Annotated in this window: 27 protein-coding genes; 15 read left to right on the top strand and 12 right to left on the bottom strand. The window is 69.7% G+C overall.

Going from position 1 to position 26461, the window contains the following annotated elements; genetic code table 11:
* Positions 1 to 4 precede the first annotated feature (4 nt).
* Positions 5 to 802: a PP2C family protein-serine/threonine phosphatase gene (locus ABC304_RS14800; RefSeq protein ID WP_412931766.1), complete on the top strand. Its 798-nt coding sequence runs from the start codon at positions 5 to 7 to the stop codon at positions 800 to 802.
* A 66-nt stretch (positions 803 to 868) separates the two neighbouring features.
* Here the strand turns inward: ABC304_RS14800 and ABC304_RS14795 are convergent, their stop codons facing one another.
* The 5 genes from ABC304_RS14795 to ctaE all read right to left on the bottom strand — a co-directional run bounded on the left by ABC304_RS14795 (position 869) and on the right by ctaE (position 5892).
* Positions 869 to 1315, bottom strand: a complete 447-nt coding sequence (locus ABC304_RS14795; RefSeq protein WP_412931764.1) for a rhodanese-like domain-containing protein — start codon at positions 1313 to 1315, stop codon at positions 869 to 871.
* Between the two features lie 171 nt (positions 1316 to 1486).
* Positions 1487 to 3286: a cytochrome bc1 complex cytochrome b subunit gene (gene qcrB / locus ABC304_RS14790; protein ID WP_412931761.1), complete on the bottom strand. Its 1800-nt coding sequence runs from the start codon at positions 3284 to 3286 to the stop codon at positions 1487 to 1489.
* Positions 3287 to 3312: 26 nt separating this feature from the next.
* Positions 3313 to 4392: a cytochrome bc1 complex Rieske iron-sulfur subunit gene (gene qcrA, locus ABC304_RS14785; protein WP_127095270.1), complete on the bottom strand. Its 1080-nt coding sequence runs from the start codon at positions 4390 to 4392 to the stop codon at positions 3313 to 3315.
* A gap of 40 nt (positions 4393 to 4432) precedes the next feature.
* The gene (gene qcrC, locus ABC304_RS14780; protein ID WP_412931759.1) at positions 4433 to 5233 is read right to left on the bottom strand and encodes a cytochrome bc1 complex diheme cytochrome c subunit; all 801 of its coding nucleotides are present in this window, start codon (positions 5231 to 5233) and stop codon (positions 4433 to 4435) included.
* A 14-nt stretch (positions 5234 to 5247) separates the two neighbouring features.
* Positions 5248 to 5892 (bottom strand): aa3-type cytochrome oxidase subunit III, encoded by a 645-nt coding sequence (ctaE, locus tag ABC304_RS14775; protein WP_412931757.1) that lies wholly within the window; start codon positions 5890 to 5892, stop codon positions 5248 to 5250.
* A 179-nt stretch (positions 5893 to 6071) separates the two neighbouring features.
* Here ctaE and trpD point away from each other — a divergent pair, with 179 nt between their 5' ends.
* Positions 6072 to 7142: an anthranilate phosphoribosyltransferase gene (gene trpD / locus ABC304_RS14770; protein ID WP_412931755.1), complete on the top strand. Its 1071-nt coding sequence runs from the start codon at positions 6072 to 6074 to the stop codon at positions 7140 to 7142.
* Between the two features lie 12 nt (positions 7143 to 7154).
* A complete protein-coding gene (locus tag ABC304_RS14765) occupies positions 7155 to 8150 on the top strand; it encodes a PHP domain-containing protein (protein ID WP_412931752.1) in 996 nt (331 codons plus the stop codon).
* A gap of 46 nt (positions 8151 to 8196) precedes the next feature.
* Here ABC304_RS14765 and ABC304_RS14760 read toward each other — a convergent pair whose 3' ends face one another.
* The 3 genes from ABC304_RS14760 to ABC304_RS14750 all read right to left on the bottom strand — a co-directional run bounded on the left by ABC304_RS14760 (position 8197) and on the right by ABC304_RS14750 (position 10508).
* Positions 8197 to 9129 carry a 5'-3' exonuclease gene (locus tag ABC304_RS14760; protein WP_412931750.1) on the bottom strand — a complete coding sequence of 311 codons (933 nt, stop codon included), beginning with the start codon at positions 9127 to 9129 and terminating at the stop codon, positions 8197 to 8199.
* A 33-nt stretch (positions 9130 to 9162) separates the two neighbouring features.
* Positions 9163 to 9834, bottom strand: a complete 672-nt coding sequence (locus ABC304_RS14755) for a hypothetical protein (RefSeq protein WP_412931748.1) — start codon at positions 9832 to 9834, stop codon at positions 9163 to 9165.
* A 140-nt stretch (positions 9835 to 9974) separates the two neighbouring features.
* Positions 9975 to 10508, bottom strand: coding sequence for a hypothetical protein (locus ABC304_RS14750; RefSeq protein WP_412931746.1), 534 nt, complete (start codon positions 10506 to 10508; stop codon positions 9975 to 9977).
* Positions 10509 to 10715: 207 nt separating this feature from the next.
* Here ABC304_RS14750 and ABC304_RS14745 point away from each other — a divergent pair, with 207 nt between their 5' ends.
* The gene (locus ABC304_RS14745; protein ID WP_412931744.1) at positions 10716 to 11870 is read left to right on the top strand and encodes a fatty acid desaturase family protein; all 1155 of its coding nucleotides are present in this window, start codon (positions 10716 to 10718) and stop codon (positions 11868 to 11870) included.
* Between the two features lie 152 nt (positions 11871 to 12022).
* Here the strand turns inward: ABC304_RS14745 and ABC304_RS14740 are convergent, their stop codons facing one another.
* Positions 12023 to 12229 (bottom strand): cold-shock protein, encoded by a 207-nt coding sequence (locus ABC304_RS14740; RefSeq protein WP_127095279.1) that lies wholly within the window; start codon positions 12227 to 12229, stop codon positions 12023 to 12025.
* 412 nt (positions 12230 to 12641) lie between these two features.
* Entirely contained in the window at positions 12642 to 13721 is a 1080-nt protein-coding gene (locus ABC304_RS14735; RefSeq protein WP_412931743.1) for an FUSC family protein, read from the bottom strand.
* A gap of 73 nt (positions 13722 to 13794) precedes the next feature.
* Between ABC304_RS14735 and ABC304_RS14730 the strand changes: the two genes are divergently transcribed.
* From ABC304_RS14730 to ABC304_RS14715, 4 genes are all read left to right on the top strand, one after another.
* The gene (locus ABC304_RS14730) at positions 13795 to 14163 is read left to right on the top strand and encodes a TraR/DksA family transcriptional regulator (RefSeq protein WP_412931741.1); all 369 of its coding nucleotides are present in this window, start codon (positions 13795 to 13797) and stop codon (positions 14161 to 14163) included.
* Entirely contained in the window at positions 14160 to 14573 is a 414-nt protein-coding gene (locus ABC304_RS14725) for a YchJ family protein (protein ID WP_412931739.1), read from the top strand. The genes ABC304_RS14730 and ABC304_RS14725 overlap by 4 nt, the downstream gene beginning before the upstream one ends.
* A gap of 73 nt (positions 14574 to 14646) precedes the next feature.
* Positions 14647 to 15423, top strand: a complete 777-nt coding sequence (locus ABC304_RS14720; RefSeq protein WP_412931737.1) for an isocitrate lyase/PEP mutase family protein — start codon at positions 14647 to 14649, stop codon at positions 15421 to 15423.
* Between the two features lie 80 nt (positions 15424 to 15503).
* Positions 15504 to 16169 carry an SDR family oxidoreductase gene (locus ABC304_RS14715; RefSeq protein WP_412931735.1) on the top strand — a complete coding sequence of 222 codons (666 nt, stop codon included), beginning with the start codon at positions 15504 to 15506 and terminating at the stop codon, positions 16167 to 16169.
* 11 nt (positions 16170 to 16180) lie between these two features.
* Here ABC304_RS14715 and ABC304_RS14710 read toward each other — a convergent pair whose 3' ends face one another.
* Positions 16181 to 16948: an LON peptidase substrate-binding domain-containing protein gene (locus ABC304_RS14710; protein WP_412931733.1), complete on the bottom strand. Its 768-nt coding sequence runs from the start codon at positions 16946 to 16948 to the stop codon at positions 16181 to 16183.
* Between the two features lie 116 nt (positions 16949 to 17064).
* Here ABC304_RS14710 and ABC304_RS14705 point away from each other — a divergent pair, with 116 nt between their 5' ends.
* The 5 genes from ABC304_RS14705 to uvrB all read left to right on the top strand — a co-directional run bounded on the left by ABC304_RS14705 (position 17065) and on the right by uvrB (position 22945).
* The gene (locus ABC304_RS14705) at positions 17065 to 17562 is read left to right on the top strand and encodes a DUF427 domain-containing protein (RefSeq protein ID WP_412931731.1); all 498 of its coding nucleotides are present in this window, start codon (positions 17065 to 17067) and stop codon (positions 17560 to 17562) included.
* A gap of 250 nt (positions 17563 to 17812) precedes the next feature.
* A complete protein-coding gene (rpsA, locus tag ABC304_RS14700; protein WP_127095286.1) occupies positions 17813 to 19267 on the top strand; it encodes a 30S ribosomal protein S1 in 1455 nt (484 codons plus the stop codon).
* 142 nt (positions 19268 to 19409) lie between these two features.
* Positions 19410 to 20060, top strand: a complete 651-nt coding sequence (locus tag ABC304_RS14695; RefSeq protein ID WP_412931728.1) for a hypothetical protein — start codon at positions 19410 to 19412, stop codon at positions 20058 to 20060.
* 91 nt (positions 20061 to 20151) lie between these two features.
* On the top strand, positions 20152 to 20766 hold the full coding sequence (gene coaE, locus ABC304_RS14690; RefSeq protein ID WP_412931726.1) for a dephospho-CoA kinase: 615 nt from the start codon (positions 20152 to 20154) through the stop codon (positions 20764 to 20766).
* 97 nt (positions 20767 to 20863) lie between these two features.
* Positions 20864 to 22945: an excinuclease ABC subunit UvrB gene (gene uvrB, locus ABC304_RS14685; RefSeq protein ID WP_412931725.1), complete on the top strand. Its 2082-nt coding sequence runs from the start codon at positions 20864 to 20866 to the stop codon at positions 22943 to 22945.
* Positions 22946 to 23138: 193 nt separating this feature from the next.
* Here uvrB and ABC304_RS14680 read toward each other — a convergent pair whose 3' ends face one another.
* Positions 23139 to 23390 (bottom strand): hypothetical protein, encoded by a 252-nt coding sequence (locus ABC304_RS14680; RefSeq protein ID WP_412931723.1) that lies wholly within the window; start codon positions 23388 to 23390, stop codon positions 23139 to 23141.
* Positions 23391 to 23426: 36 nt separating this feature from the next.
* Here ABC304_RS14680 and ABC304_RS14675 point away from each other — a divergent pair, with 36 nt between their 5' ends.
* Positions 23427 to 23879 (top strand): MarR family winged helix-turn-helix transcriptional regulator, encoded by a 453-nt coding sequence (locus ABC304_RS14675; protein ID WP_412931720.1) that lies wholly within the window; start codon positions 23427 to 23429, stop codon positions 23877 to 23879.
* Between the two features lie 123 nt (positions 23880 to 24002).
* On the top strand, positions 24003 to 26357 hold the full coding sequence (locus ABC304_RS14670; RefSeq protein WP_412931719.1) for a 5'-nucleotidase C-terminal domain-containing protein: 2355 nt from the start codon (positions 24003 to 24005) through the stop codon (positions 26355 to 26357).
* Positions 26358 to 26461: the final 104 nt, after the last annotated feature.

Below are 26461 nucleotides of genomic sequence, written 5' to 3'. Positions count from 1 at the left end.
TCCCATGAGGCTCACCGGAGCCTCCGTCTCGGAGGTCGGACCCCGACGGTCGGTGAACCAGGATGCCGCCTTCACGGCATCCTGGGGAGCCGCCGTCGCCGACGGGGTCGGTGGCGGTCCCGCCGGCGACCTCGCGTCCGCGGCACTCGTGCACCGCCTCGTCGCGGGCGTGCAGCGCGAGATCGGCGAGGAGCGGCTGCACACGCGCATCCGCCTCGCCAACTGGGACCTGCGGGCGCACACGGCCCGCGACAGTGCTCTGGCGGGTATGGCGACGACGCTGACGGGTGTCTTCGTGGATGTGGAGCCGGAGCGACTGCTGCTCGCACACGTCGGCGACTCACGTGCCTATCGCCTCCGCGGCGGCGACTGCCGCAGGATGACGCGCGACGACTCCTACGTCCAGGAGCTCGTGGATCGCGGGATCGTCGCGCCTGAGAACGCCTGGTCGCATCCCCGACGGAACATCATCACCGCGTCGTACAGCGGCAACGAGCGGGACATCGTCCGAATCGAGTCGCATGACGCGCAGGAGGGCGATCGCTGGCTCCTGTGCAGCGACGGTGTCACGGACTACGTACCGGAGGACCTCGTGGCCGACGTGCTCCGCGCAGCGACGTCGCCCGCCGACGCTGCGACGGAGCTGGTGCGCCTGGCCGATGACGCGGGCTCGGCGGACAACATCACGGCGGTCATCGTCGACGTGCAGGCGGGGGAGACCCTGAGCGATCGCGCCCGGTTCTCGGGAGCGGCATCCGCTCGCTTCTGCGAGGAGCCGGACGACCTCGATCGGACCGCGTAGGCTCCTCGACGCGGCGGCGGTTGCCGGGCGCGTGAGGCGACGCGCTCAGCGCATGAGCGCCACGCGTCAGCGCACGAGTGCGACGAGTCGGTCGCGTGTGCGGGGGAGCGCGCCGTCCGCATCCTCCGTCGGGTAGCCCTCCCGCGCCCAGTACTCGAAGCCGCCGATCATCTCGCGCACCGCGTAGCCGGCGTGCGCGAACGCGAGCGCTCCCTTCGCGCCGGCGTTGCATCCCGGGCTCCAGCAGTAGACGACCACGGGCATGTCGAGCGGGATGTCGAGGGCAGCCCGTTCGGCGATCTCCCGGTACGGGATGTGAACGGCACCGGGGATGCGTCCCTGCGCCCAGGCGTCGGATCCGCGGACGTCGACGAGGATGAACCTCTCGCCGGTCTCCTGCGCCTCATAGACGTCCGACGGGTCGGTCTCGCACGCGAGCTTGGCGGAGAAGTACGCGGCGGCGTCCACGGTCGGGTTCGCCACAGCGCCGCTGGTCGGGAGGTCAGTGGTCATGCCACGAGCGTATGGTCGCCCTCCGTCGCGTGCCCTGCCGTCGGGCGTCACACTCCGAAGGATTCCTGCCGTGTCGGGTCGTCGGCGCCGCGGCAGCCGAGACACGATGGCGGAAACGGGAACGCCCGGGTGGTCATCCACCCGGGCGTTCCCGTTGCTCGAGGCTGTGCCTCAGGACTTCTTCTTGCCGTCCTTGTCATCGGGGATGATGACGTTGGACGGGCGGACGGCGGTCTCCGAGGAGTGGCCGTCGTCGATCGGCGTGAGCGGCGCGCCGGGGACGCCGGCGCGGGCGTGCGCACCCTGCAGCTCCTCGGCCTCGTCGGCGGCGATGTGCTCCAGCTCGTGGTGCTGGTGGGCCACTGCGGCGTCGAGCTCGCTCTGGGTGATCGGCGTGAGGCGGTCCTCGAAGAACCAGCGCGACAGCGAGGCGCGGATGTTCTCGTGCCAGGGGATCTGGCCGCGCGAGTTCGGACGCACCACGAGCGGCTCGTTCGTCTCGAAGCCGATGAGGCGCCAGCGCTCGTACTCGTCGACGGGCTGGTGGACCTCGATGTACTCACCGCCGGGGAGGCGGACGATGCGACCGGACTCGTAGCCGTGCAGGGCGATCTCGCGGTCCTTCTTCTGGAGGGCGATGCACATGCGCTTGGCGACGAAGTACGCCACGACCGGTCCCACGAACAGCAGGGCCTGCAGGGTGTGGATGACGCCCTCCATGGTCAGCTGGAAGTGCGTCGCGATGATGTCGGACGATGCCGCCGCCCACAGCACGGCGTAGAACGTGACGCCGGCGGCGCCGATGGCCGTGCGGGTGGCCGCCTGGCGCGGACGCTGCGCGATGTGGTGCTCGCGCTTGTCGCCCGTGATCCACGCCTCGATGAAGGGGTAGATCATCACGAGCACGATGAACAGTCCGAGGCCGGCCAGCGGGATGATGATGTTCCACGACCACGTGTTGTTGAACAGCACCGTCTCGAGGTGCGGCGGCACCAGACGGAGCGCGCCGTCCGCGAAGCCGATGTACCAGTCGGGCTGGGTTCCGGCGGACACGGGGGAGGGGTCGTACGGCCCGTAGTTCCAGATCGGGTTGATCGTGAACAGCGACGCGACCAGGACGATCACACCGAACGTGATGAAGAAGAAGCCGCCCATCTTCGATGCGTAGACCGGCAGGATCGGGTAGCCCACGACGTTGTCGTTGCGACGGGCGGGCCCGGCGAACTGCGTGTGCTTGTTGATGATCATGAGCATCAGGTGCAGCGCGAGCAGAGCGACCAGGATTGCGGGCAGCAGCAGGATGTGCAGCGTGTACAGGCGGCCGACGATCTGGTCGCCAGGGAACTCGCCGCCGAAGAGCAGGAACGAGATCCAGGTGCCGATCAGCGGGATGCCCTTGACCATGCCGTCGATGATGCGCAGGCCGTTGCCGGACAGCAGGTCGTCAGGCAGCGAGTATCCGGTGAAGCCCTCCGCCATCGCGAGGATGAACAGGATGAAGCCGATCACCCAGTTGACCTCGCGCGGCTTGCGGAATGCCCCGGTGAAGAAGATGCGGAGCATGTGGACGCCGATGCCGGCGACGAAGACGAGCGCGGCCCAGTGGTGGATCTGACGGACCAGGAGTCCGCCGCGGATGTCGAACGACAGTCGCAGCGACGAGTCCAGTGCGGCCGACATCTCGACACCGCGCATCGGGATGTACGCGCCGCTGTAGTGGGTCGGAACCATCGACGCCTGGAAGAAGAACGTCAGGAACGTGCCGGACAGCAGCACGGCGACGAAGCTCCACAGCGCGATCTCGCCGAGCATGAAGGACCAGTGGTCGGGGAAGATCTTCCGACCGAGCTCCTTGACGATGCCCGACATGCTCGTGCGCTCGTCGAGGTAGTTCGCCGCACCTGCGACGAAGCGGCCGCCGAGCGGCCGGTCGGTGGAACGCGAGTCAGGGAGCGCAGGCTCCGTGGTCACGTTCTCCGTGGGGTGAGTCGAGGTGCTCAATGCCGCTCCCAGAAGCTCGGGCCGACGGGTTCGAGGAAGTCGCTCTTGGCGACGAGGTACCCGTCTGCGTCGATGGTGATGGGCAGCTGCGGCAGCGGACGCGCCGCCGGGCCGAAGATGACCGCCGCGCCGTTCGCCACGTCGAACTGCGACTGGTGGCAGGGGCACAGCAGGTGGTGGGTCTGCTGCTCGTACAGAGCCACGGGGCATCCGACGTGCGTGCAGACCTTGGAGTAGGCGACGATGCCCTGATAGGACCAGTCGGCCTTCTCAGGCGCTTCGTTGAGGTCTTCGGGGAGAAGGCGCATCAGCAGGACGATGGCCTTGGCCTTCTCCTCCAGGTAGCCCTCTTCGTGGGTCAGCGACGCCAGCTCCTCGGGGATGACGTGCACGGCGGAGCCGAGCGTCACGTCTGCGGCGCGGATGCGCTCACCCGACGGGTCGTGGGTGAGGTACGCGCCCTCGGTCCACATGGTCTGGCTGAGCAGCGGCACCGGCTGGCCCGCGATGGGGTTCGCCGCGGTGTTCTGCGGGGCGAGGCCGCGGAAGAGCGTCACGCCGGGGATGATCGAGGCCGCGAGGGCTGCGAACAGCGAGTTGCGGATCATGACGCGGCGTCCGAAGCCGGACTCCTTGTCGGCGATCTCGAACACGGCGACAGCCGCCTCGCGGGTGCTGTCCTTGCCACGCGTGGCGTGACGGGGCTCGATGTACTCCTTGTCGGACATCACCGCCTTCGACCAGTGGATGGCGCCGAGGCCGAGCGCCAGGAGCGCCGTGCCGATGCCGAGGCCGATGAAGAGGTTGTTGCTGCGGATGTCGACGATCCGCCCGCTCTCAATCGGGAAGATCATGTAGGCGGCGACCGCCCAGATGCTGGCCGCGACCGACAGGTAGAAGAGCGTGTAGACCGTGCGGACGGCGCGCTTCATGACCGCCGGGTCCTTGTCCGTCGCACGCTCGCGGTGCGGCGGAAGCTCAGGGGGCTGCACCGGATCGATGACCGCGACGGTGAGCCCCGGAGAGGGCTTCCAGGAAGGCCTCTCGTGCTCGAGCGCGTCGACTTCGTGTGCCATGGTGCTCCTCGTCAATCCGTGCGTATCGCGTCAGGGAAGATCAATTGGATTTCGCCGTGACCCAGACGGTCAGTGCGATCAGGGTGCCGATTCCGAAGATCCAGATGAAGAGACCTTCGGACACCGGTCCGAGGGAGCCGAGGTCGAATCCGCCGGGGGACTCGTTCTGCTGCAGGTAGACCAGGTAGGAGATGACGTCGCGCTTCTCCTCCGGGGTGAGGTTCATGTCGTTGAAGACCGGCATGTTCTGCGGGCCCGTGACCATGGCGGCATACATGTTGAGCGGCGACACCGTGTGAAGGTTGGGGGCGTATTTGCCCTCGGTGAGCGCCCCACCGGCGCCGGCGACGTTGTGGCACATCGCGCAGTTGATGCGGAACAGCTCGGCACCGTGCGCCGAATCGCCCTGTCCGTCGAGGACCTCGTCCGCCGGGTAGGTCGGGCCGGGAGCCGTGGACTGGACGTACGCCGCGATCGCCGCGACCTGGTCCTCGGTGAACTGCGGCGGCTTCTGCGGTGCCTGCGGTCCGCTCTGCTGCAGGGGCATGCGTCCCGTGCTGACCTGGAAGTGGACCGACAGCTCGCCTACGCCGTAGAGCGAGGGGCCGTTCTCGGAACCCTGCAGGTTCAGACCATGGCAGGTGGCGCAGTTCGCCTGGAAGAGCTTCTGGCCGTCTTCGACGGTGAGCGCGCTGGCGGCCGCCGGCTCGGTGGTCGACGCCATGGCTGCCGACGCTCCGGCGTACACGCCGCCCGTGAGGAGCAGGCCGATGCCGATCAGCGCCGCCGCAGCCCAGGGGCTCCGGCGACCGGTCGGACGATGCTTCTTCTCGCGTGCCATTCGGGCAGCTCCGCTCATTTCAGGAAGTAGATGACGAGGAACAGGGCGATCCAGACCACGTCGACGAAGTGCCAGTAATACGACACGACGATCGAGGTGGTCATCTCCTTACGGCCGAAGTTCTTCACCGCGTACGCCCGGCCGATGACCAGGAGGAAGGCGATGAGACCACCGGTCACGTGGAGGGCGTGGAAGCCCGTCGTGATGTAGAACGCGGAGGCGTACGAGTTGGCGCTGATCGGCATGCCCTCGGCGACGAGCTGCGCGTACTCCCACACCTGTCCGGAGACGAAAATCGCGCCCAGGGCGAAGGTGAGGAAGAACCACTCGACCATGCCCCAGCGCTGGAAGAACGACTTCGACTTCACCGTGTACGGCTGGAAGCGCTCGGCGGCGAAGACGCCCATCTGGCACGTCACCGAGGAGAGCACCAGGATGATGGTGTTCACGGTGGCGTAGGGAACGTTGAGGAGCTCGGTCTCCTGCGCCCAGAGCTCGGGCGAGGTGCTGCGAAGGGTGAAGTAGATCGCGAAGAGACCCGCGAAGAACATCACCTCGCTTCCGAGCCACACGATGGTTCCCACAGCGACCGGATCGGGCCGCTTGACGGAGCGCATCGCCTGGGAATAGGCCGCTGTTGTGGTCGTCACAGTCCCCATTATGACTCAGGTACAGACAGTGGCTTCCATCCCCGGACAACGATTTAGCTTCACGTCGGCCTAGTTCGGCCTCGGTGTGCGCTAGGAGTCCCCTACGAGTGCTCGCAACGCCTCATGTGCGTCGGCTGAGCACGACCGCGGCCGGTCGCCCCGGCCTCTCCGCACTACGATCGGAAGGCATGGCGGACCTTCACACCTGGCCGGACATCCTCACCGATCTACTCTCGGGCCGCGACCTCAGCGTCTCCGAGTCGACGTGGGCGATGCGTCAGGTGATGCGGGGCTCGGCGACTCCGTCGCAGCTCGCCGGCTTCCTCATCGCGCTGCGCGCGAAGGGCGAGACGGTCGATGAGATCGTCGGCTTCCGCGACGCCATCCTCGAGGCCGCCCTGCCGCTCCGCGTGGACGCCAACGTGCTCGACATCGTCGGCACCGGCGGCGACCGCTTCGGCACGGTGAACGTCTCCACCATGGCGGCGGTGGTGGCCGCGGCATCCGGAATCCCCGTCGTGAAGCACGGGAACAAGGCGGCCAGCTCGTCGTCCGGCGCCTCCGACGTGCTCGCGGCGCTCGGGCTCGACCTGTCGCTGTCGCCCGAGGCCGTCGCCGAGGTGCTCGCGCGCACCGGGATCACGTTCGCCTTCGCATCGGCCTTCCACCCGGGCTTCCGTCACGCGGGGCCAACGCGGTCCGAGCTCGGCGTGCCGACGGTGTTCAACTTCCTCGGGCCCCTGTGCAATCCGGCGCGCGCCGAGGCGAACGCCGTGGGCGTCGCGCACCTCGACCGCGTCCCGCTCATCACCGGTGTGTTCCGCACCCGCGGGGCGACGGCGCTCGTGTTCCGCGGCGACGACGGCCTCGACGAGCTGACGACGACCGGTCACAGCCGCCTGTGGGAGGTCAGCCGCGGCGACATCCACGAGCACGACCTCGACCCCCGCGACCTCGGCATCCGGCTGGCCGACATCGACGAGCTTCTCGGCGGCGAGCCGGCGCACAACGCGGCGATCGTGCGACGGATGCTCGAGGGGGAGACCGGCGCCGTGCGCGACATCGTGCTCCTCAACGCCGCCGCCGGCATCGTCGCGTACCGGCTGTCGCAGGATGCCACGCAGGTGCAGCGCCCGATCCTGGAGCGTCTCGCAGAGGCGCAGGATGCCGCGGCCGCAGCCGTCGACGGCGGTGCAGCCGTCGCGAAGCTCGACGAGTGGGTGCAGGTGAGCGCCGAGCTCGCCGGCGCCACGGTCTGAGCGGAAACGGCGATGGACCCCCGGGAGGCGCTGGACGAGATCGCCACGCTGCTCGAGCGCGAACGCTCGTCGCGGTACAAGTCGAAGGCGTTCCGCGCCGCGTCCGACGCGATCAGCGGTCTCACCGACGCCGAGGTCCGCGATGCCGCCTCGCTCCGCCGGCGGAAGGGCATCGGCGATTCGACCTTCGCCGTCATCCAGGAGGCGCTGGCCGGGAAGACCCCCTCCTACCTCGAGGACCTGCGCGAGCGGGCCGGCGGGCAGCGCGCGTCGCAGCTGAGGAAACAGCTGCGCGGTGACCTCCACTCCCACAGCGAGTGGTCGGACGGCCTCACCTCGATCGACCTGATGGTCGACGCCGGCCGGGCGCTGGGTCACGAGTACCTCGCGCTCACCGACCACTCCCCCCGACTGCGTGTGGCCAACGGCCTCTCACCCGAACGGCTGCGCGCGCAGCTGAAGGTGGTGGCCGCGATGAGCGGCGACGGCTTCACCCTGCTGTCGGGCATCGAGGTCGACATCCTCGAGGACGGCGGTCTCGATCAGGAGCCCGATCTGCTGCGCGAGCTCGACGTCGTCGTGGCCTCGGCCCACTCGAAGCTGCGCATGGAGCGCGCGCCGATGACGCGGCGACTGGTCGCCGCCGTCTCGAGCGGGCGGATGGATGTGCTCGGCCATGTGACGGGGCGGCTGGTGGAGGGCTCGCGCGGCACGCGGCCGCCGTCGACCTTCGATGCGAAGGCGGTGTTCGCCGCATGCGCGCAGCACGACGTCGCGGTGGAGATCAACTCCCGGCCGGAGCGGCAGGATCCGCCCGACGACCTCATCGCGATCGCCCTGCGGGAGGGATGCTTCTTCTCCATCGACTCGGACGCGCACGCGCCCGGGCAGCTGTCGCTGATCGACTACGGCGCCGAGCGCGCCGAGAAGGGCGGCGTGCCCGCAGACAGGATCATCACGACGTGGCCCCTCAAGCGTCTGCGCGAATGGACCGGCCGGCGGCGCTGAGTCCGTCCGGTGCGCCGTGCCCGGTGAGTGCGCGGGCTGAGCTTTCTCAGGCCGCTCCGGCCTTGTCGAGTGCGGCGATGATGCGGTCCATCGCGGAACCGAGACCGCGGCGCGCGGCCAGGGCCGCAGCATCCTGTCGCTCTGTCTCGCCGAGGGGACGCAGGCGCGCATCGACTTCGGGAAGATTGAGATCCCGGACGACGGCGACCACGGTGGGAGCGACCTCGAGGTAGTCCGCGGCCGCCGCGATCTTCGAGCGGACCCCCGCCGACATCCCGCCGCCGGCCTCCGCGGCCGCGATGATCCCGGCGAGATCGCCGTGCGCGGCGAGCAGCGTGGCGGCGGTCTTCTCTCCCACGCCCGCGACGCCGGGCAGTCCGTCGGAGGCGTCTCCGCGCAGTGTGGCGTAGTCGGCGTACTGCGAGGGGAGGACGCCGTACTTCTTCACGACGACCGCGACGGTGATGACCTCGAGGTTGCTCATGCCGCGCGCGGTATAGATGACGCGCACGTCGCGGTCGTCGTCGACCAGCTGAAAGAGGTCGCGGTCTCCGGTGACGACGTCCACCGGGAGCGTCGAGGTCGCGGCGAGCGTGCCGATGACGTCGTCGGCCTCATGCTCCGCCGCGCCGACGATGGGGATGCCGACCGCGCCGAGCGCCTCGCGGATGACCGGCACCTGCACTTCGAGAGGGTCGGGCACGACCTCCACGTCGGGACCGACCTCGACGACCTCGGCGACGCGATGGGTCTTGTAGGTCGGGATGAGGTCGACGCGCCACTGCGGCCGCCAATCGTCGTCCCAGCACGCGACGAGGTGGGTGGGTTCGTAGATCGTGATCAGCTTCGTGATGATGTCGAGGAAACCGCGCACCGCGTTGACCGGTGAGCCGTCGGGTGCCTTGACCGTGTCGGGCACGCCGTAGAACGCACGGAAGTACAGCGACGCGGAGTCGAGGAGCATCAGTCGGTCGGTCACCCGGCCAGTCTGGCAGGGTGCGACGACGCCGATCTAGCAGCCCGGACCGCGGGGATTCTCCAAACACGTCTTGTCGACCAGCGCCGTGCGCACCTCGACGATGCGGACGTCGTAGCCGGACGTGGTGGCCTCGACGAAGCCCGCCACGGGACGCCAGCGTCCGGTGCCGAAGTCGACCGCGGCGCTGTACAGCACCGTGACGCCCACCGTGTAGGTGCCGCGCTCGCCGTAGGCGTGACTGGTCGGTGTGGCCGTGAAGTCGGCCTGGCCCAGCTGCGCCCAGGTCGCCCCGCCGGTGTCGGTTGCACGCGTGGTGCCGTCGCCGTAGGAGAAGCGGTAGCCGGCGGGCGTGAAGCGCACGGTGACGTCGTACTCGAACAGCCGGCCGGCGATGTCCTGAGCGGATGCCGCGGCCACCACATTCGTCGCCATGCCGACGATGCCCACGCCGTCCGGTTCGCCCACAAGGCTCGGACGCGCCGGCACGAACGACGCGAGGTCGTCGATCGTCACGTCGGGCAGGCCCACGACCTCGTAGTTGCCCCGGCAGAACTCTGTCGGGGAGGGGATGCACTGCGGGGTCGTCGCGGGACCGGTGCCTCCGTCCTCCGCGCCGCCTCCGCCCTCGCCGTCGCCCTCGGACTCGTCTCCCCGCCCGCCCGAGCCGTCATCGCCCGGGTCGGTCGCGCTTCCGCCGATGTCCACGCTGGACCCGGAGTTCGAAACGGAGCAGCCGCCGGACCATCCATTCCCATCGCAGCTGCCTCCGGCGGTGGATACAGGAACGATGTTCGGAGACAGGGCGGTGAGATTGATCGCGATGAGGAGGGTTGCGGCCCTGCGGATCAACATGTCGGGTCCCCTGACCTCGACTGGAAACTAGAGATCACCCACCCTGTTGGGCTCTCTTGGGAGCCCTCCATCAGGACGTCCCGGCTTTGCAGGTCGGGACGATCACTAGGCACGGCTGAACTACCGTCGGGATTGCTTAGGCGTACATCTGAAACGTCCAGGCACACCGCCAGAGTGAAGGCTGGAGGATCTGCCGTGAAGCCGGTGCCTTGCATCAGCGATACAGAGGTCTTGCCGTCGACGGTGACCCCATCAGCGTGGAGGGACGCGAAAGACTTGCGGTCTGCCGCATTGGCGTCACCTGTGGTCCACGCGTACACAGGCTCGAACGTGGCCGGGTCGCTCAGATCCACCTGATTGAGCGCGTCGACGTAATTGCGATAGGTCTGCTCCGCCGCGGCGAAAGCCTCGTCCTCCGTCGCGAACGTCGGCGTGCTCGCGACCGGAGCAGGCTCGCCCGTGCAGCCGCTCAGCAACGCCGCGGCGAGAGTCGACACGGCGACGATGAGGGACAGGCGGGAGCGCACGCCCCCACCGTAATCCCGCCCCGCGGACCCGCGGAGAGTTATCCACATGAGGAGGAGCGGGGGCCCGCGGCATCCACCTCACGAACCCGAACCTGACGCATTCCTCCGCGGTTGCTGTAGATCGCCACCACATCCTGCCTGCGGCATACGACCCCGCGTAGTCTGACTACAGCGATCGGCACCTGCCTTTGGCTTCCATCTCCGGACTTGCACCGCGAGTTTGCCAAGACGATCGGGTACCCCATCGCTTCTGCCACTGCTGTCGCCTATCCCGACGCGCGACTCGGCCCTGTTCGCTCCACCTACGCGGGGAATGACACCTTCCCCCACCTGACCCACGCGTACACCGAGGTGTCGCAGCTCGTGCGGGAGACCGGACTGCTGGGGCGTCGCCAGGGCTTCTACGCCATCGTCGGCGGTGTGCTCGCACTCGCGTTCGGCGGCGCCGTCACCGGCTTCATCCTGCTCGGCGACAGCTGGTTCCAGCTGCTCATCGCTGCGGCGCTCGGCGTCCTGTTCACTCAGGCCGCGTTCCTGGCACACGAGGCCGCGCACAAGCAGATCCTGGCGTCCGGCCCCGCGAACGAGAAGCTCGGTCGCTTTCTCGCCGCCGGCGTCGTGGGCATCAGCCTCGGCTGGTGGAACTCGAAGCACACCCGTCACCACGCCAACCCGAACCGGGTGGGCAAGGATCCGGACATTGAGGTCGACACGATCCGCTTCCTGGAAGAGGATGCCGCGAAGACGCCGCTCCTCATGGGATTCATCGTCCGCCGCCAGGGGTGGCTGTTCTTCCCGCTGCTCACGCTCGAGGGCCTGAACCTGCACTTCCTGGGTATCAAGCACCTCGTGAGCCGCGGACCCGTGAAGGGCCGCTGGACCGAGCTGTCGCTCATCGCGGCGCACTTCGCCGTCATCCTCGTGCCCGTCTTCCTCCTGCTGCCGCTCGGCATGGCCTTCGCCTTCATCGGCGTCATGCTCGCCGTGTTCGGCGTGTACATGGGTGCGTCGTTCGCCCCGAACCACAAGGGCATGCCCGTCATCGACGCCGGTGCGAAGCTCGACTTCTTCACCAAGCAGGTGCGCACGTCCCGCAACATCAGCGGCGGATGGTGGGCGACCATCCTCATGGGAGGGCTGAACTACCAGGTCGAGCACCATCTGTTCCCGAACATGCCGCGGCCGCACCTGGCCCGCGCGAGCGAGATCGTGCGCGAGCACTGCGCGACGCTGGGCGTCCCCTACACGGAGACGACCATCCTGCAGTCGTACCGCATCGTCATCGACTACTTGAACCGCGTCGGCCTGGCTGCGCGCGACCCGTTCGACTGCTATATCGTGGAGCGCTTCCGCAAGGTCTGAGCCCGCACGACACGAGCGCCGGCGCACATCATGTGCGCCGGCGCTTTCGTGTGCCGGCAGCTCTCCAGGCCCTGCGGATAAAGCAAGAGGTCGCCCCGCCGAAGCGGGACGACCTCTTGTCGTTCAGAGCGCGAGGCTCAAGACGAGGTGGTTCAGAGCGGGCGGATGTTCTCCGCCTGCAGGCCCTTGGGGCCCTGTGCCACGTCGAACTCGACCTGCTGGTTCTCCTCCAGGTTGCGGAAGCCACCGGTCGAGGCGATCGCGCTGTAGTGCGCGAACACGTCGGGGGTGCCGTCGGACGGGGCGATGAAGCCGTAGCCCTTTTCGGAGTTGAACCACTTGACGGTTCCAGTTGCCATGATGTCTTCTTTCTTCAGGTGTTCGGCACGGCTTATGCGGTGCCCAGATGACCACGCCGTGCAAGGTGTGGACAGGGGATCGGCGAAAGGCCGAAGAGGAGGGACGTCACCGCAGAGGCGGTAGACGTGGGGCCCGCGCGGAAGGGCGGGGAGGACGCCGAGAGAGGCGTTCGGGAAGTCGGGATCGTTCTACTCTCGCTCCGGGCCGAGGGCTTCCGGAGGGTTCTTCTCAGGCGGCTGAGCCGTCTACGGGTGATCGCGGCCGAGTTCGGCATCACAGATCCAGAAGCGCGAACGCTGACCCGACCTGTGGATCACGCCTCAGCCTACACGGGTATGCCGCGAGCGGACCACCCGCGACATGAAGCGTCATCCGCCGTTCATCGCACCGACGCGGGATGGAGGACCGGGATCACCGGCGACGGATGCTGCGCACCCCGGTGGTCGCGGGAGGTTCCTCCCGCTCGCCCAGCGCTTCGTGCACGCGGCGCAGATCCACCAGCAGCGAGCCGACGAGGAGCCAGTGACGGCGCGACGGCGCGGACACGTCGAGCGGCGCGGTCAGAGCCGGCGGCTCGTCGGCGGGGACGACGGGCTCCTCGCGCGGCAGCGTCCGGGAGAGTTCGCGCCGCGCATCGTGCGCCGCCCGCCGGAGCTGCTCGGCGATGGCGCGCACGGCCGGCTCCTCGCTGATGCCGTCCTCGTACAGATCGGCGACCGCCCGCGTCATGCCGATGACCTGCGTCACGATCGGCCCGAAGCGGTCCAGGAGCGCGGCGAGGTCGGCGAGCTCCCGGCGGTGCCGGCGCCCGCGGGGGTTCAGCGCCAGCGACTCCTCGCTCGTCGCGATGGCCGCCTCCGCGGCATCCCGCATCGGACGCATGAGCCGCGCCTCGATGAGGAGCCCCTGCAGCTCGGCCGGCGTCCGGGCGGTGTCGAGCGCATCCGCGAGGCGCTCGAGCGACGACGCGATCTCCTCGAGCAGACGGTCCACGGCCTCGCGGGCCGGTCGCATGGCGACGGGCGGCACGAGCGCGAGGTTCACGAGGATGCCGATGACGGCGCCGATCACGGTCTCCAGGATGCGGTCCACCGCGTACCCGGGTGTGGCGGCCGCCAGCGCCAGAACGAGCATCGCGCTGATGGCGACCTGGTTGGTCGTACCCGACGTCATCCTCAGCGCCCAGGCGATGAGGAGCGCGCAGACGATCGCCAGGAGGACGATCGGTGTGCCGCCGCCGAGGAACACCCCGAGGATCGTGGCGATGAGCACACCGACGATCACGCCCACGCTGCGCTCGATCGCCTTTCCGAAGGACTGGTTGAGGCTCGGCTGCACCACCAGGAGCGCCGCGATGGCCGCGAAGACCGGCGGAGGACCCTGCACCGCCCACCCGGCCACGAGCCAGGCGGCGACCGCGGCCAGCCCCGACTTCGCCACGAGCAGGAACGGCGTCCGCTGGGGTGCGCGGAGGGACACGGGGATGCGCATCCCCCCACGGTAGGCGCGGGGGAGCGGGGCCGGCGACGGGCGCGATGTCGGCGGGCTGACGCACACTGGTCTCATGGCGGACATCCGAGACTCGACGGGCGAGATCGCCCACGCGCTGGCGGACCGTCGACGTGCCCTCGAGGCGGAGCTGGGTCTCACCGGCGAGCGGCTCGGCGACATCCGCGCCGCACGGGCGGACACGGTCGCCGACGACGAGCACGACCCGGAGGGTCCGACGCTGGCGGCCGAATGGTCGCGTGCGGAGGGGCAGCGGGCCGACACGCTCACCGAGCTCGCCGATCTCGAGGCCGCGGAGGGGCGTCTGGCCGCGGGAACCTACGGGGTGTGCGAGGGGTGCGGGCGCAGCATCCCTCCGGCGCGGCTCGCCGTCCGTCCCGCCGCCCGACGCTGCGTCGCCTGCGCAGAGGCGTCGGGAAGATGACGGGTCCGGGAGGCGGTCGGGCGGCCAGGACGCGTGGCGACGAACCGTGTCCGTGCGGTAGCGGGGACACGTACGACGGATGCTGCGCCCCCGCCCACCGCGGAGAGCCGCCCGCGACGGCCGAGGCGCTGATGCGCAGCCGGTACTCCGCCTTCGCCCGCGGCGACACCGCCTATGTGCGTGACTCCTGGCACCCCGGGACACGCCCCGACGCACTGGACATCGACGACGGGACGCGCTGGCAGGGACTCGAGATCCTGTCCACCGAGGGCGGCCCCGGTGATCGCCGGGGGACGGTCGAGTTCCGCGCGCGCTGGCGGCAGGGTGCGACGAGCGGTGTGCTGCACGAGCGCAGCCGGTTCGTGTTCCAGAGCGGCCGCTGGTGGTACCTCGACGGCGTCGTGGACTAGTCCAGAGTGCGCGTCCGCGCAAGCGCAGGCCCCCGGCGGACGGCAGCAGTGCTCGCCGCGCTAGCGTCGGAGCATGACCACTCAGCAGGAGAAAGCACAGACCCTCGCCGCTCTGCACGCCGCCCCGGAGATCCTCCGCGTCGTGAACGTCTGGGACGCCGTGTCAGCCTCGGCCATCGCGGCGCTGCCCGGCACGAAGGCGCTCGCCACCGCGGGGCACTCGATCGCCGCAAGCCACGGCTACGCCGACGGCGAGCAGATCCCCCTCGATCTCATGATCGCCGCGATCCAGCGCATCACCGCCGTCACGGACCTCCCGGTGTCCACCGACCTGGACGCCGGCTTCGGCGACGCCGGTGAGACCACGCGCCGCGCCATCGGAGCAGGGTCGGTGGGAGCGAACGTCGAGGATCGGCTCAAGCCGCTGTCCGAGGCGGTCGCCGCCGTCGAGGCCATCGTGCGCGCCGGTGAGGCCGAGGGCGTGCCCTTCGTGCTCAACGCCCGGACCGACGCCTTCGTCCGCGGCGGCGACCGCCCCGCGGCCGAGTCCGTCGCCGACGCGATCGAGCGCGGACGCGCCTACCTCGACGCCGGCGCGGACCTGGTCTTCGTGCCCGGCGTCCTGGACGCCGACGTGACGCGACGGCTGGTCGAGGGGATCGGCCACCGCAAGATCAGCGTCATCGGGCTGCCCGGCGCGCTCACCGCCGCGGAGTACGAGGCCCTGGGTGTCGCGCGCATCTCCTATGGGCCGATGACCCAGCGCGTGGCGCTGACGGCGCTGCAGGATCTGGCCACCGATCTCTACGCCGACGGCGTCATCCCGTCCTCGACCCGGCCGCTGAACTGACACGGTGCGCCCGGCCGTGCGATCCGCCGGCCGGGCGCAACCCCGTGGTGACGGGGGGTCGGACCCCGCAGACTCGTCTCATGACTGACGAACATCGCACGTCCCCTCGCACCCTCATCATCGGCGGCCACGGCAAGGTCGCCCTCCTCCTCGAGCCGCTCCTGGTCGAGCGCGGCGAGACGGTGACCGCCGTCATCCGCAACCCGGAGCACCGCGCCGACGTCGAGAAGACCGGCGCGCAGGCCGTGGTGGCCGACGTCGAGTCCCTCGACCTCGAGCAGCTGACGAATCTCCTTAGCGGGAACGACGCCGTCGTCTGGTCAGCAGGCGCGGGCGGCGGCTCGCCCGAGCGCACCTACGCCGTCGACCGCGATGCCGCCATCCGCGCGATGGACGCCGCACGGGATGCCGGAGCCGGCCGCTTCGTGATGGTCTCGTACTTCGGTGCCGGGCCCGATCACGGGGTTCCCGAGGACGACGACTTCTTCGCGTACGCGGAGGCCAAGACCCAGGCGGACGAGCATCTGCAGGCCAGCGGACTGGACTGGACGGTGCTCCGGCCCAGCGCGCTCACCCTCGACCCGCCGACGGGGCGCATCAACGCGGCTGCCGAGAAGGCCGCCTCGGTGCCCCGAGGAGACGTGGCCGCGGTCATCGCCGCGGTGCTGGCCGATGCCTCCAGCATCCGCCGCATCATCTCGTTCAACAGCGGCGACACCCGCATCGCCGACGCCATCCGGAGCTGAACGGAGCGGCGTCAGGCGCGCGGGGGAGCCGTGTCGTCTCCGCGCTCGTCGCCCGTCTCGTCGTCCTGCGCGTCGGCAGGCCCTTCATCACCGTCTGCCGGCTCGTCGCGCGTCTCCGCGGCGACGGCTCGGCTCAGCGCGTCCAGCTCCTCCTCGAAGGAGCGGTCGGCGCTGCCCGCGGTGAGCACCGGCTCCGCGGCGAGCGTGAGGTCGATGAGGCCGGCCAGCAGACCACCCATGGTGGGGGAGCGCAGCAGCCGGAGCTGGTCGAGGTCGCCGAGCGGGGCGATGGCCGCCAGCTGCCAGCTCGACTCCACCGGGTCTTCGGACAGCTCCACGTCGGCGGGCCAGGTCGTCTCGGAGTACTCGGCCGCGCGGGCGAGCACGCGGCGCACGGTGCGCTCCGCTTCGGCGCGCAGCGGCGTCAGCGCCTCGTTCCAGGTCAGGTCCGGCACGGGCCGCACCTTCGCCCGGGGGTACGGGTCGTCCGGCAGCCACTCCTCGACCTCGAAGCGCTCGGCCCCGCGGGCCACCACGTGCACGTCGTCCGCACCCGCCGCGACGTGGGTCAGCCGCGCGAGCGTGCCGATACCGAAGCGGTGGTCGCCGCCACCCGCCTCGAAGCCGCGCTCGATCAGGACGACGCCGAATGCCGGCTCCTCGTCGTCGAGCACCGTGCCGAGCATGATGCGGTAGCGCTCCTCGAAGATGCGCAACGGCAGCGGCATGTAGGGGAACAGCACCGAGCCCAGCGGGAACATCGCGGTGGCGGCATCCATGGACCCAGTCTGGGGGAGATCCGTCTCGCGGGGTCCGATCTGCTTCGATGTCGAGCATTACCGACCCGGGAATCGTCCGCGGCCCCGGGGCGGTGCCGCCGGTCGACAATGGAGAGGTGAAGAGACCCTCGCCCGCACCGCTCGCCCCCGGTCAGGAATCCGTCTGGGACTACCCCCGCCCGCCGGCCGTCGACCGCGTCGACCGACGCGTGATCGTCGCCTTCGGCGGCGTGACCGTCGTCGACACCCGAGACGTCGTCCGCGTGCGCGAGACCAGTCACCCGCCGGTGTACTACCTGAAAATCTCCGACTTCGTGCCGGGGTCGCTCGTCGACGCATCCGGCTCCTCCTGGTGCGAGTTCAAGGGCCGCGCCGCCTACTTCGACCTCGTGGCCGGTGGGCGGAGCGCGGAGGGCGTCGGCTGGACCTATCCGGAGCCGTCGCGCGGGTACGAGCTGCTCGAGGGCCGGGTCGCGCTGTACGCCGGCCCGATGGACTCCGTCACCGTCGACGGTGAGACCGTCATCCCGCAGCCGGGCGGCTTCTACGGCGGGTGGATCACGCACGAGGTCGCCGGACCGTTCAAGGGCGGGCCAGGGTCATCGGGCTGGTGAGGATGCCGGGAACAACCGACCCCCGAGCGGCGTTCTGATATCCTGAAGTGTCCACCGTGTGACCCTCGTCGGTCGCAGACTCGGACATCGCACCACCGACAACCCGCTTCGCCTCGGCGTCGCGCTGCGTCCACCTTCCCCACAGCCCGGTTCTTCCGGGCGCCGCCGCGGTCTCAGACCGTGCGGGGAACGGAGATGCGGCGTGGCATCCGGGGCCTGAGACCCCAACCCAACAAGGACAACCCACTACATGACTATCGCAACGACCGCCCCGGCCACCAAGCAGGTCGCCATCAACGACATCGGATCTGCTGAGGACTTCCTGGCCGCGGTCGAGAAGACTCTCAAGTTCTTCAACGACGGAGACCTCATCGAAGGCACCGTCGTGAAGATCGACCGCGACGAGGTCCTCCTCGACGTGGGCTACAAGACCGAGGGCGTCATCCCCTCGCGCGAGCTTTCAATCAAGCACGACGTCGACCCCAACGAGGTCGTCAAGGTCGGCGACGCGGTCGAGGCCCTGGTTCTCCAGAAGGAGGACAAGGAAGGCCGCCTCATCCTGTCCAAGAAGCGGGCTCAGTACGAGCGCGCCTGGGGCGATGTGGAGAAGATCAAGGAGAACGACGGCGTCGTCACCGGTTCGGTCATCGAGGTCGTCAAGGGCGGCCTCATCGTCGACATCGGACTCCGTGGCTTCCTCCCGGCGTCGCTCATCGAGCTGCGTCGCGTCCGCGACCTGACCCCGTACCTGGGTCAGGAGATCGAGGCCAAGATCCTCGAGCTCGACAAGAACCGCAACAACGTGGTGCTGTCGCGCCGCGCGCTGCTCGAGCAGACGCAGTCCGAGTCGCGCACCACGTTCCTCAACAACCTGCACAAGGGCCAGGTCCGCAAGGGCACGGTGTCCTCGATCGTCAACTTCGGCGCATTCGTCGACCTGGGCGGCGTGGACGGCCTCGTGCACGTCTCCGAGCTCTCGTGGAAGCACATCGAGCACGCCTCCGAGGTCGTCGAGGTGGGCCAGGAGGTCACCGTCGAGATCCTCGAGGTCGACCTCGACCGCGAGCGCGTCTCCCTGTCGCTGAAGGCGACGCAGGAGGACCCGTGGCAGGTCTTCGCCCGCACCCACGCCATCGGCCAGGTCGCACCGGGCAAGGTCACCAAGCTCGTCCCGTTCGGCGCCTTCGTGCGCGTGGCGGACGGCATCGAGGGCCTCGTGCACATCTCGGAGCTCTCCGGCAAGCACGTCGAGCTCGCCGAGCAGGTCGTGTCGGTCGGCGAAGAGGTCTTCGTCAAGATCATCGACATCGATCTCGAGCGTCGCCGCATCTCGCTGTCGCTCAAGCAGGCCAACGAGTCGGTCGACCCCAACGGCACCGAGTTCGACCCGGCCCTCTACGGCATGGTCACGGAGTACGACGAGAACGGGGAGTACAAGTACCCCGAGGGATTCGACCCCGAGACCAACGCCTGGAAGGAAGGCTCGGACGAGGCCCGCGAGAAGTGGGAGCAGGAGTACGCCGCTGCCCAGGGTCGCTGGGAGGCGCACAAGGCCGCCGTCGCCAAGGCGCTCGAGGCCGAGGCCAACGCCCCGACCGAGACGTCCAGCGCGTCCTCGTCGTTCGCGTCCGACGTCAACGGCGGCGGAACGCTGGCCGACGACGCAGCCCTCGCCGCTCTGCGCGAGAAGCTCTCGGGTCGTTGATCCGCTGATCGACTCCGGTCGATCGCCCACAGGGCCGGGATCCTTCGGGATCCCGGCCCTGTGCCGTTCCCGGATGCCGCGGTCACAGCATCCTCGGAGAGACGCGTCCTACGGTGAGCAGTCCGACACGACGGAGGACGCCATGGGATTCTGGGACCGCCTGATGGGCAACGACGAGACCGCGCAGCCCGCGCCCCAGCCGGGTCGCGCCGCCCCTGCAGAGAGCGCGCAGAGCGAGGACGAGCGCGCGATCGAGCGCTACCGCTACCTGCTGCGCACAGCACCGCCGGAGACGATCGAACAGGTGCACGCCGAGGCGTTCGCGCAGCTCACGGAGCCGCAGCGCCAGCAGGTGCTCGCCGAGCTCTCGGCGGGGCTCGACCCCGCGGAGCAGCCGCGGTCGACCGATCCGCAGGCCATGGCGCGCGCGGCGACCCGTGCGGAGTACCGCTCGTCCGGGTTCATGGAGCGCACGCTCGGCTCGGGCGCGGGTGGGCAGCGCGGACCCGGCATGGGCGCCATGATCGGCTCCTCCCTCCTCGGCACGGTGGCGGGCTACGTCATCGGATCCGCCCTCGTGAGCGCCTTCATGGCGCCGGCGTTCGCCGACGGAGGGTACGGCGAAGGCGACGGAGGCTCCGGCGACGCAGGCTCCGGCGACGGCGGTTCCGCCGACGCCGCGGGCGCCGACGCGGACGCCGTCGACGGCGGCTTCGGGGGTGACGTCGGCGGCGGGTTCGGCGGGGACTTCGGCGGAGGCGACTTCGGGGGCGGCGACTTCGGCGGCTTCTGAGCGTCGCCGTCGTCGACGGCGTCGTCGGACGGATGCCGGCGGCCGCGGCATCCGGCGCTCGGCGGGGGTCGGCGCGTGGGATGCTCGTTCCATGTCTCTGATCGCTCTCACCGGCGGCATCGCGTCGGGCAAGTCGACAATCGCGCGGCGGCTCGCCGAGCACGGGGCCGTCATCGTGGACGCCGATCAGATCGTGCGCGACGTGCAGGCACCCGGATCGCCCGTCCTGAGCAGGATCGCGGCGGAGTTCGGCGACGAGGTCATCCAAGCCGGAGGATCACTCGACCGCGCGGCACTCGGCGCGCTCGTCTTCGGTCATCCCGACAAGCTGGCGCAGCTGAACGCGATCGTCCACCCGGCCGTGCGCGAGGAGTCGTCGCGACGATTCGCCGCCGCCGCGGAGGCGAACCCGGACGGCCTCGTCGTCTACGACGTGCCGCTCCTGGCGGAGTCGCGCGCGCACGACCCGTGGCAGCTCGTCGTCGTCGCCCATGCTCCCGCCGAGATGCGCGTCGGCCGACTCGTCTCCGAGCGCGGCATGACGGAGGCCCAGGCGCGCGCCCGCGTCGCGTCGCAGGCCACCGATGCCGACCGGCTCGCGCTGGCCGACGTCGTGATCGCCACGGCCGGCACGATGGAGGACACCTTTCGTCAGGTCGACGAGCTGTGGGAGCGGATGCCGCAGCTCCTCGTCGCGCGCGCCTGAGGCTCCGCGCGGCGCGGTGCTCCGGCATCCGGCGTCGTGCCCTCCGCGCAGGGCGAACGCCCGTCCCGATGTCGGAGGGTCGCCGTACCCTGGAACAATGCAGGCGACACGTTCCGTACGGCCCTTCGAGGTCATCAGCGAGTATCAGCCCTCCGGCGACCAGCCGCAGGCGATCGCCGACCTCGCGGCGCGCATCAACGCCGGTGAGACCGACGTCGTGCTGCTCGGTGCGACCGGAACGGGCAAGTCGGCCACGACCGCCTGGCTCGTCGAGCAGGTGCAGCGGCCGACCCTCGTGCTCGCACACAACAAGACGCTGGCGGCCCAGCTGGCGAACGAGTTCCGCGACCTGATGCCGAACAATGCGGTCGAGTACTTCGTCTCCTACTACGACTACTACCAGCCCGAGGCGTACGTTCCGCAGACAGACACCTTCATCGAGAAGGACTCGTCGGTCAACGCGGAGGTCGAGCGCCTGCGTCACTCCACCACCAACTCGCTCCTCTCGCGTCGAGACGTCATCGTCGTCTCGACCGTCTCCTGCATCTACGGCCTCGGCTCGCCCGAGGAGTACCTGCGGGCGATGGTGGCCCTGCAGGTGGGGGAGCAGTACGACCGCGATGCGCTGATCCGCAAGTTCATCTCGATGCAGTACAACCGCAACGACGTCGACTTCTCGCGGGGCAATTTCCGGGTGCGCGGCGACACGATCGAGATCATCCCCGTGTACGAGGAGTACGCGATCCGCATCGAGATGTTCGGCGACGAGATCGAGGGGCTCTACATGCTCCACCCGCTCACCGGCGACGTGGTGCAGAAGATGGATTCGGTGCCGATCTTCCCCGCCACGCACTACGCCGCCGGCACCGAGACGGTGCAGCGGGCCATCGGCACCATCGAGCACGAGCTCGAGGAGCGCCTGAAGGAGCTCGAGTCGCAGAACAAGCTGCTCGAGGCCCAGCGCCTGCGGATGCGCACGACGTTCGACCTCGAGATGCTGCAGCAGCTCGGGTTCTGCTCGGGCATCGAGAACTACTCGCGTCACCTCGACGGCCGGCTGGCGGGCGATCCTCCCCACACGCTGCTCGACTTCTTCCCCGACGACTTCCTCATGGTGATCGACGAGTCGCACGCCACCGTGCCGCAGATCGGCGCGATGTACGAGGGCGACGCATCGCGGAAGCGCACGCTGGTGGAGCACGGGTTCCGGCTGCCGAGCGCCATGGACAACCGCCCGCTGCGGTGGGACGAGTTCAAGGAGCGCGTCGGGCAGACCGTCTATCTGTCGGCCACGCCCGGTCGCTACGAGATGGGCATCGCCGACGGCGTCGTCGAGCAGATCATCCGCCCGACCGGACTCGTCGACCCGCAGATCATCGTGAAGCCGTCGAAGGGCCAGATCGACGATCTGCTCGAGCAGATCCGGCTGCGCGTGGAGCGAGACGAGCGCGTGCTGGTGACGACGCTCACGAAGAAGATGGCGGAGGAGCTCACCGACTTCCTCGGCGAGCACGGGGTGCGCGTGCGCTACCTGCACTCCGACGTCGACACGCTCCGCCGCGTCGAGCTGCTGACCGAGCTGCGCAGCGGCGTCTACGACGTCCTCGTGGGCATCAACCTCCTCCGCGAGGGCCTCGACCTCCCCGAGGTGTCGCTGGTCGCGATCCTCGATGCCGACAAGGAGGGCTTCCTCCGGTCGGGCACGTCGCTGATCCAGACGATCGGTCGCGCGGCGCGCAACGTCTCCGGCGAGGTCCACATGTACGCCGACAACATCACCGACTCCATGCGCAAGGCGATCGACGAGACCGACCGTCGTCGCGACAAGCAGATCACCTACAACATGGAGAACGGGATCGATCCGCAGCCGCTGCGGAAGAAGATCGCCGACATCACCGACGCCCTGGCGCGGGAGGGTGCCGACACCGCCGCCATGATGTCCGACCGCAAGGGCCGGGCGGGCGCGACGGGCAAGGGCAAGTCGCCCACACCGCGTCTGCGACGCGAGGGCATCGCTGCCGAAGGCGCGAACCAGCTGGAGTCGACGATCGAGGATCTGACGAACCAGATGCTGGCCGCGGCGTCCGAGCTGAAGTTCGAGCTGGCCGGTCGCCTGCGCGACGAGGTGCAGGACCTGAAGAAGGAGCTGCGCGCCATGGAGCGCGCCGGACACGCCTGACCGGGGCGCCCGGGCGGGGCAAGATCGCCGCGCGCCGGACACGCCTGACCGGGGCGCCTGGGCACGGCAGGGTCATCGCGTGAGTCGGTGACCCGCGCGGGCTCGAGGGCGTGAGCGCTTGCGGGCGTGAGTGCTTGCGGGCGTGAGCGCTTGCGGGCGTGCGCTCGCGGGAGTGAGCGCTAAGGTGCGCCGCTCAGGGGCAGTGTATGAGCGGCTTGGGTCCGCTGCGGTCGAAGGTGTGGGCCGACATGGGGGCGCCGCAGAGGGGGCAGGGCCGCTCGGTGCGCACAGGCTCGGGCGTCGTCTCGTACGGACCGACGGACGCCGGGCCGGCCGCCCGCACGAGCTTGGTGTTCAGCCAGAGATACCACCCGCCCGCGGCGCGCACCCGCTCACGCAGTGGGGGACGCGGGGTGTCGGTTCCGTCGGGGGAGGCCATGATCATTAGTGTACTAAACATTCGTCCACCTAAGATAGCGGCATGGATTCGCCCGACGATCTGCTCCGGCTCGACAATCAGGTCTGCTTCGCCATCGTGACGGCCGCCCGGAACGTGGTGGCGATCTACCGTCCCGTGCTCGAGCCGCTGGGCCTCACACACCCTCAGTACCTGGTCATGCTGGCGCTGTGGGAGCACGCACCGCGGTCGCTCGGAGAGCTGGCGGAGGAGCTGGCCATGGAGCCCGCGACGCTGTCGCCGCTGGTCAAGAGACTCGAAGCCCAGGGAAGAGTGCAGCGGGCGCGTCGGCCTGCTGACGAGCGCGTGCTCGAGATCACGTTGACGCCCGAGGGCCGGGCGCTGCGGTCGGAAGCACTGCAGGTCCCGCAGAAGATCATGGACGCCGTGGGAGCGGACGCCGAGGCGCTGGGGCGCCTGCGCGATGCGCTCGCTCCTTTCAGCGGCCGTCGCGCGGGAACGCCCGCGACATCTTGAATGAGCACTTTCTCATGTGTCTAGGCCGATTCCCAGCTGCGTCATAGGCTCGCCGTGGCGCCGTTCCGCCCAGCGTCGTGCAGACGGTCGCCTCCCTTCCGGTTCGAACAGAGGACGCCATCCATGCACTCTCGACCTTCCGTCACCTCCCGCAGATCCCGCGGGCTCCGACTCGGCGCGGGGGCGGTCGCGACGATCGCGGCCCTCGGCGCCGGCCTCCTGGCGGCCCCGGCCGCGCAGGCTGCGGATCCGGTGACCATCGACCTCGTCACGGTCAACGACTTCCACGGCCGGATCGAGGCATCCGCACCGGCGGGCGGCATCGCCGCCCTCGCCACGGCGGTGAACGGCATCCGCGCGGGCAACCCGAACACGATCTTCGCCGCCGCCGGCGACATGATCGGCGCGTCGACCTTCACCTCGTTCATCCAGCAGGACACCCCGACGATCGAGACCTTCAACGCCGCCGGGCTCGACGTCAGCTCCGTCGGCAACCACGAGTTCGACCGCGGGTGGAGCGACCTGGTCGACCGCGTGCAGCCGCTCGCCCTGTGGGAGTACCTCGGTGCGAACGTCTACGACCGCGCCACCGGTCAGCCCGCCCTGCCGAGCTACTACGTGAAGGACGTCGACGGCGTGAAGGTCGGCTTCATCGGCGCCGTCACGAACGAGCTGCCCTCGCTGGTCAACCCCGCCGGCATCGCGAACCTCGACATCCGCGACGTCACGACCGAGGTGAACCGCGCCGCGGCCGAGCTGACCGACGGCACCGACACGGGACTCGGCGACGGGGGAGTCGGACTCGCCGGACCCGACGCGAACCTCGAGGCCGACGTCATCGTGCTCCTCGTCCACGAGGGCGCGGCGACGCCCGCCATCGAGTCGGCGACCGACCCCGCGTCGCCCTTCGGCCGCATCGTGAACGGCGCCAGCCCCAAGATCGATGCCATCGTCTCGGGTCACACGCACCTCGCGTACAACCACCAAATCCCCTTCAGCGGTGGCCAGCTCCCCACGCGCCCGGTGATCTCGTCCGGGCAGTACGGCGAGAAGTTCAGCGACATGAAGATCACGTACGACCGCGAGGCCGGCGCCCTCGTGTCGATGGCCAACACGACCTACGACATGTACACGACGCCCGCGGGATCCACGACGCCCGTCGCGAACTACGCCCCCGACGGACCGATCGCCACCCTCGTGCAGCAGGCGGTCGACGCCGCCGCCGCACCCGGCGCGAAGCAGCTCGGCACCATCACCGCCGACTTCAACCGCGCCCTGCAGCCCGGCACCGACGCGCAGGGCAACCCCGCGAACGTCGAGAACCGCGGCGGGGAGTCCACGCTCGGCAACTTCGTCGCCGACGTGCAGCTGTGGTCCGCGCAGCGGACCGACGCCTCGACGGCCGTCGCCTTCATGAACCCGGGCGGACTGCGCGCGAACATGACGTACGCGCCCGACGGCGTGCTGACGTACAAGGAGGCGGCGGCCGTCCAGCCGTTCGCCAACACCCTGGTGAACGTCACCATGACGGGTGATCAGATCCGCGAGGCGCTGGAGCAGCAGTGGCAGCCGTCGACCGCCGCCCGGCCGTTCCTCAAGCTCGGCGTCTCGAAGTCGCTCACGTACACGTTCGACCCGGCGGCCACCGCCGGATCGCGGATCACGTCGATGACGCTCAACGGCTCGCCCGTCGACCCGGCCGCGTCGTACCGCGTCGTGGTGAACAGCTTCCTGGCCGCCGGCGGAGACAACTTCCCGGCGTTCGCCGCGGGCACGGCCAAGACCGACACGGGCAAGGTCGACCTCGAGTCGATGGTCGACTACATGGCCGATGCGGGCACGGTCTCGCCCGACCTCGCTCAGCGAGCGGTCGGCGTGACCCTCTCGGCGCCCGGCCCCCAGGGATACGTCGGCGGCACCTCGCTGACGGCCGACCTGTCGTCGCTGGACTTCACGACGTCCGAGACCGCCGCGGGCACGGTGAGCGTCGCGATCGGCGACGCCCCTGCCGTTACCGCGACGATCGACCGCACCCTCACCGTGGCCAACGACCTCACCGGTCGCGCCTCGGTCACCGTGCCCGTGCCGACCGGCGTGTCGGGTGCGGTCCCGCTGACCATCACCACCCCGTCGGGCACGAGCGTGTCGCTTCCGATCACGGTCTACCAGGAGCCGGTCGTCGAGACCTCGCCGACGGTGACGATCGGCTACCCGGGCAAGCTGCTCGTGCGCGCCGGCTCGTCGCTGCCCTACACCGTGCTGGTCTTCGCCTCCGGCGAGACGCCGACCGGCGAGGTCACCGTCTACGACGGGTCGAAGGTCGTGGCCACCGCCGTCCTCACCGAGGCGGACCGCGGCCGCGTCAAGGTCACCGTGAAGGGCCTGAGCCGCGGACTGCACCTGCTGTCGGCGACGTACGGCGGCAGCGAGACCCTCGAGCCGAGCCGGGGCCCCGCCCTCCCCGTGCTCGTGTGGTGATCTTCACGCTCTGACGGATGACGCGGATGCCGCGGGCCCGACGGGCCCGCGGCATCCGTCGTTCCTCGCTCGGAGCGAACCCCGGGGCCGGTGTCGGAGGGTCC

This window comes from Microbacterium jepli (genome assembly GCF_047237905.1).
Classification (GTDB): Bacteria; Actinomycetota; Actinomycetes; order Actinomycetales; family Microbacteriaceae; genus Microbacterium.
This window is presented reverse-complemented; position numbering and strand designations above follow the sequence as displayed.